This is a genomic window from Kitasatospora putterlickiae, assembly GCF_039527695.1.
Lineage (GTDB): Bacteria > Actinomycetota > Actinomycetes > Streptomycetales > Streptomycetaceae > Kitasatospora > Kitasatospora putterlickiae.
Genome location: NZ_BAAAKJ010000464.1, coordinates 1 through 5,134 on the forward strand (window position 1 = coordinate 1; position 5,134 = coordinate 5,134).

Genomic DNA, 5,134 nt, shown 5'->3' on the forward strand with positions numbered 1-5,134 from the left:
GCCGCCTGCTCGCCGCCACCCCGCTGCTGCTGGCCCGGATGGCCGCCGACCGGCTGACGGTGATGACCCGGGCGGCGGCCGTCTACGGCGACGCGGTGCGGCTGCCGCTCGGCCCCAAGACCCTCTACTTCTTCAACCACCCCGACCACATCCGCCGGGTGCTCACCGACAACAGCGTCAACTACCACAAGGGCATCGGCCTGGTGCACGCCCGCCGCGCCCTCGGCGACGGGCTGCTGACCAGCGAGGGCGACCTGTGGCGCGCCCAGCGCAAGGTGATCCAGCCGGTGTTCCAGGCCCGCCGGATCTCCCGGCAGACCGGAGCGATCGCCGAGGAGGCGGCGCTGCTCGCCGACCGGCTGCGCCACGCGGCGGGCCGCGGCCCGGTGGACATCCGCCAGGAGATGACCACGCTCACCCTCGGCGTGCTCGGCCGCTCGCTGCTGGACACCGACCTCGGCGCCTACGAGTCCATCGGCGAGGCCTTCGAGGTCGTCCAGGACCAGGCCATCTTCGAGATGATGAGCCTGAGTTCGGTGCCCTCCTGGGTGCCGCTGCCGCTCCAGCTCCGGTTCCGCAAGGCGCGCGCCGAGCTGGACCGGATCGTCGCCGCGCTCGACCGCGAGCGGCGCCACCACCCGGCGTCCGACGGCACCCGCGACGACGTGCTGTCCCGGCTGATCGACGCCACCGCCGAGGAGCGCGACCCCCGGGCCCGACGGGACCGGATGCGCGACGAGCTGATCACCCTGCTGCTCGCCGGGCACGACACCACGGCCAGCACCCTCGGCTGGACGCTGTACCTCCTCGACCGGCACCCCGAGGTCGGCGACCGGGTCCGCGCCGAGGTCGACGAGGTCCTCGGCGACCGGCTGCCCGCCTTCGAGGACGTCCACCGGCTCACGTACACCTCCGCCGTCCTCCAGGAGGTGATGCGCCTCTACCCGGCGGTCTGGCTGCTGCCCCGCAAGGCGCTCGCCGAGGACGAGATCGGCGGCTACCGGGTGCCGGCCGGCGCCGACGTCGTGCTGTGCCCCTACACCCTGCACCGGCACCCGGCCTTCTGGGAGCACCCCGGGCGCTTCGACCCCGACCGCTTCGCCAAGGGCCGCGCGCAGGGCCGCCACCGCTACGCCTACGTGCCGTTCGGCGCCGGCCCCCGGGTCTGCGTGGGCAGCGGCCTGGGGATGCTGGAGGCCACCGTGGTGCTCGCCGTCCTGCTGCGCCGGCTGCGGCTGTCCGTCCCGGCCGGCCACCGGGTGAGGGCCGAGCCGATGCTGACGCTGCGGGTCAAGGGCGGGCTGCCGATGACCGTGGAACCGCGCGACTGACCGCCCCCGCACCGAAGGTCCGGGCCGCCCGTCGGCCCGGACCTTCCGCGTGCCCGGCGGCTCCCTCCCGAACGCGGCACGCCCGGCCGGGGAGGCCCCGGCCGGGCGTTGGTGCTTCGACGGTGCGTACGGGACGGGCGGTGCGTCAGTCGGCGAGCCCGGCGAAGGCCCCGCCGTGGAACAGCAGCGGGTCCGCGCCGGCGGAGCGGCCCGCGCCCAGCACCGAGCCGACGAAGATGGTGTGGTCACCCCCTTCGTGGACGGCGCTGAGCCGGCACTCCAGCCACGCCTGGACGCGGCCCAGCACGGGCGCCCCGGTGTGCCGGCCCGGCGCGTGGTCGATCCCCTCGAACTCCCGCGCCCCGCGCGGCCGTCCGTGGTCGGCGAAGTGCCGCGCCACCCACTCCTGGTCGCGGGCGAGCACCGACACCGCGAACGCGCCCTCGGCCAGGACGGCCTCGTGGAGGGCCGCCGACTTCACCACGCACACCAGCACCTGCGCCGGGTCGAGCGAGACGGACGTGAAGGAGTTGGCCGTCATGCCGCACGGGGTGTCACGCCCGGCGGTCAGCACGGTCACCCCGGTGGCGAAGCGCCCCAGCACCCCGCGCAGCGCGCGGCGGTCGTGGACGTCCGTCTCGGGGGCCTCCGCCGGCAGCGGGGGCAGGTCGATCGAGCCGGGAAGGGGTGCGGAGGCGGAGGGGACGGAGGACATGGAGATCACCCCACGGTGGTGGTGCCGGTCAGGGAGGGCGCCGTCACGGCGACGGCGTAGGGCGCCAGGGCGAGCCGCAGCGGCTCGGGCACCCTGGTCGGGCGGGTGTCGGTGTTGGGGCCGCGCATGCAGGCGACCCGCTGCTGCCCGCGCGCGACCAGGTACTCGCCGCCGTCCGGGGCCAGCCGGACGTAGTCGAAGGTGAAGGCCACCTGGGTCTGGGTGAGGTCCGCCAGCCGCATCCGGATGGACAGTTCGTCGAAGGCGGTGATCTCGGCGAAGAACTCGCAGTCCACCTTGAGGGTGAACAGCTTGAGGTCGGCGCGGATGTCGGCGAGCACCGCGGGGGCCTTCTCCAGCAGGAACATCTCCCGGCAACGACCCTGCCAGCGCAGGTAGTTGACGTAGTAGACGTTGCCGACCAGATTGGTCTCCTCGAAGCCCACCAGATGGCGGTACTCGTAGTAGTCGGGCACGGTCACCGGGCACCTCCGGTCAGGACGGTGAAGGCCACCGGGTCGGCGACGCCGTCCAGGGCGGTCACGAAGCTCACGATCCGGTGCGCGCCGCCGCGGAACGCCACCCAGCCGGCCGGGAGCCCGGAGGCGTCCTCCAGACTGAGCGCCGCCACCGCGTGACCCGCCTTGCGCAGCGTCTCCACCGCGCCCCACACCCGGGTCGCGGCGGTGTCCAGCGGCTCGCCGCGCTCGGCGGCCAGCAGCCCGGCCAGAGCCGCGCCGTCCGCGCCCAGCAGGCCCCGCCACTCCTCGGCGCTCCGCCCGGCGGCCACCTCGACGTCGCAGCCGACCGCCTCGTCGGCGACCACCGTGAAGGTGACGCCCGCCGCGTGCGAGGAGGAGATCCGCCGCCCGTCGGCCAGTTCGGGCCGCCCGTCGGGCCGGTGGTGCACTTCGGTGACGCGCCCGAGCGCCCAGCCGGCCGCCTCGGCGGTGCGCCGGCGCCGGTCGGCGACCGAGCCTCCCGAGCCCTCGCCGCCGGGCAGCACCACGCAGCGCACCGGGTGGCCGAGCGCCGCCTCGACGCGCCGCTCCAGGAACGGGCCGAGCAGCGCGGGCAGCCACGGCCCGGCGCCGTCCTGCTTGCGCACCGCCCTCAGCAGCAGGCCCTCCCAGCGCTCGACGAGCAGGCCCGCCCCGTCGCGCACGTCCAGGTCGTAGAGGTAGCTGTCGCCGTCCCTGGAACGCTCGCGGGCGTCCAGGAAGAGCAGCCGGCCGGTGCGCGCGGCGTCGGCGTCGGCCAGGTGCAGCCGTTCGACGCTGACCGGCAGCAGGGTGGCCTCGGGGACGCACGCCTGGATGGAGTGCATCAGCGCGTCCCGGGTGCCCGGGTCGGCCAGCAGCAGCTCGCCGGGGTGGTAGCCGGCGAACCAGTCGGAGCGCGGGGTGTCGTCGATCTCGGCCAGGCAGTGCCGCGCCGCGAGGTCCCGGTAGCCGAGCAGCCGCTGGAAGCGGTCGCCCTGGAACAGCACCGGCCCGTAGAGCTCGCCGGGCGCCAGCGGCACCCTCGGCACCTCCGCGGTGACCGGCGCCGGATCGCCCTCGGGGCGGGCCGCGCCGAACCGCAGGGTCGCCCGGAAGTGGTCGGCCTGGAAGCCGGTCTCGCCGCTGCGCACCACCGCCTCGACGGTGTCGGGTCCGGTGGCGAGCACGGCCACCCGCAGCGTCGTCGCACCGTCCACCGGGACGACGATCGGCCGCAGGAACCGCATGTCCTCCAGCGCCGGGACGCCCTGGTGGCCGGTCAGCGCGGTGGCCGCCTGGGTCATCGCCTCCATGCCGAGGACGGCGGGGAAGAGCAGGTCACCGTCCAGCAGGTGGTCGGGCAGGTAGCGGTCGCCGCCGCCGGTCAGCTCGGCGTCCACCACCAGCTCGATGCCGGGGTAGTGCACCTGGGGACGCTCCAGGAAGCGCAGCAGCGGCAGTTCGCGCTGCTCCAGGCTGATCGTCGGCAGTCCGCCGGCCCGGCCCATCACCACCAGCGCCGGGGCGGTGCCGGGGGTGGCGAGCAGCCGGCCGAGCAGCGCCACGCCGTCCTCGGCGGGGATCGGCTCGATGCCCTCGCGGACCAGGGCCTCCAGCACGCCGAGCCGCTCGCCCATGCCGGCACCCGACCAGACCGACCACTCCAGGGCCAGGCAGCGGCAGTCCGGGTAGTCCCGCTGGAAGCGCGTGGTCAGCTCGGTGAGCCAGTCGTTGGCGGTGGCGTAGTCCGCCTCGCCGCGCAGGCCGGCCCGGCCGATGATGCTGCCGAAGGTGACGAACAGCCGCAGCGCGGCCGGGTCGACCGCGGCGAGCACGGCCTCCACACCGTCGATCTTGGTGGCCACGGTGCGGCGGAACGAGGACTCGTCCAGGGTGGCGAGCGCCTGCGGCTCGTTGCGGCCGGCGCCGTGCAGCAGGCCGGTGACCGGGCCGAGCTCGCGGGTGATCTCGGCGACCGCGGCCTTGACCTGGTCGGCGGAGGTGACGTCGGCCCGGGCGTAGTGCACCCGGACGCCCGCCGCCGCCATCCGGACCAGGTTGTCGGCGAGTTCGGTGTCCGCGGCGGGGTCGGAGCGCCCCATCAGGCCGATCGCGGCGCCGTTGCGCCCGGCCAGCTCGATGGCGCACTCGGCGGTGATGCCCTTGCCGCCGCCGGTGACCAGCAGGACGTCCTGCGGGCCGAGCGCCTGGTGGTCGGGGTCCGGGTCGAGGTCGACGGCGCGCAGCACCGGCACCCGCCGGGTGCCGTCGGCGTCGTAGTGCACCTCGGCGAAGGCGGTGGTGGCGGCCACGTCGGCGGCGATCAGGGCGCTGATCCGCTCGGCCTCGTCGGCCGGCAGGTCGTCGGCGATCGGCAGGGTGACCACGGTGACCGGGATGTCGGGGGCCTCCAGGTGCAGGGTCTTGGCCAGGCCGGCCGCCCCCCTGCGGTCGCCGACCGCGACCAGCCGGGTGCCGGCGGCGCGCCGGGCCGGGTCGAGCGCGGCGCGGGCGGCCTCCAGCATCAGGGCGATGTGCCGCTGGTCGCAGTCCCGGGGCAGGGCGAGCAGCACCCCGTCACCGGGGCCGCGGGCGCCGAGCCGCTC

At 75.7% G+C, this 5,134-nt stretch carries 4 protein-coding genes; 1 reads left to right on the plus strand and 3 read right to left on the minus strand.

From position 1 onward, the window contains the following. The first annotated feature begins 5 nt into the window (after window positions 1-5). The gene (locus ABD308_RS36955) at window positions 6-1,331 is read left to right on the plus strand and encodes a cytochrome P450 (protein ID WP_344344701.1); all 1,326 of its coding nucleotides are present in this window, start codon (window positions 6-8) and stop codon (window positions 1,329-1,331) included. A gap of 145 nt (window positions 1,332-1,476) precedes the next feature. On the opposite strand, the gene ABD308_RS36960 is transcribed toward ABD308_RS36955, so the two are convergent. The 3 genes from ABD308_RS36960 to ABD308_RS36970 all read right to left on the minus strand — a co-directional run. Beyond that, the gene (locus ABD308_RS36960) at window positions 1,477-2,046 is read right to left on the minus strand and encodes a flavin reductase family protein (RefSeq protein WP_425554951.1); all 570 of its coding nucleotides are present in this window, start codon (window positions 2,044-2,046) and stop codon (window positions 1,477-1,479) included. Window positions 2,047-2,051: 5 nt separating this feature from the next. Then, a complete protein-coding gene (locus ABD308_RS36965) occupies window positions 2,052-2,522 on the minus strand; it encodes an acyl-CoA thioesterase (RefSeq protein ID WP_344344703.1) in 471 nt (156 codons plus the stop codon). Window positions 2,523-2,524: 2 nt separating this feature from the next. Beyond that, window positions 2,525-5,134 (minus strand): SDR family NAD(P)-dependent oxidoreductase (locus ABD308_RS36970; RefSeq protein WP_344344699.1); only part of this gene is annotated, 2,610 nt, incomplete at its 5' end.

What these genes read in the sequence shown, in the direction of transcription:
- ABD308_RS36960 (WP_425554951.1), bottom strand. Translation starts at nt 2,046, where the DNA reads ATGTCCTCCGTCCCCTCCGCCTCCGCACCCCTTCCCGGCTCGATCGAC.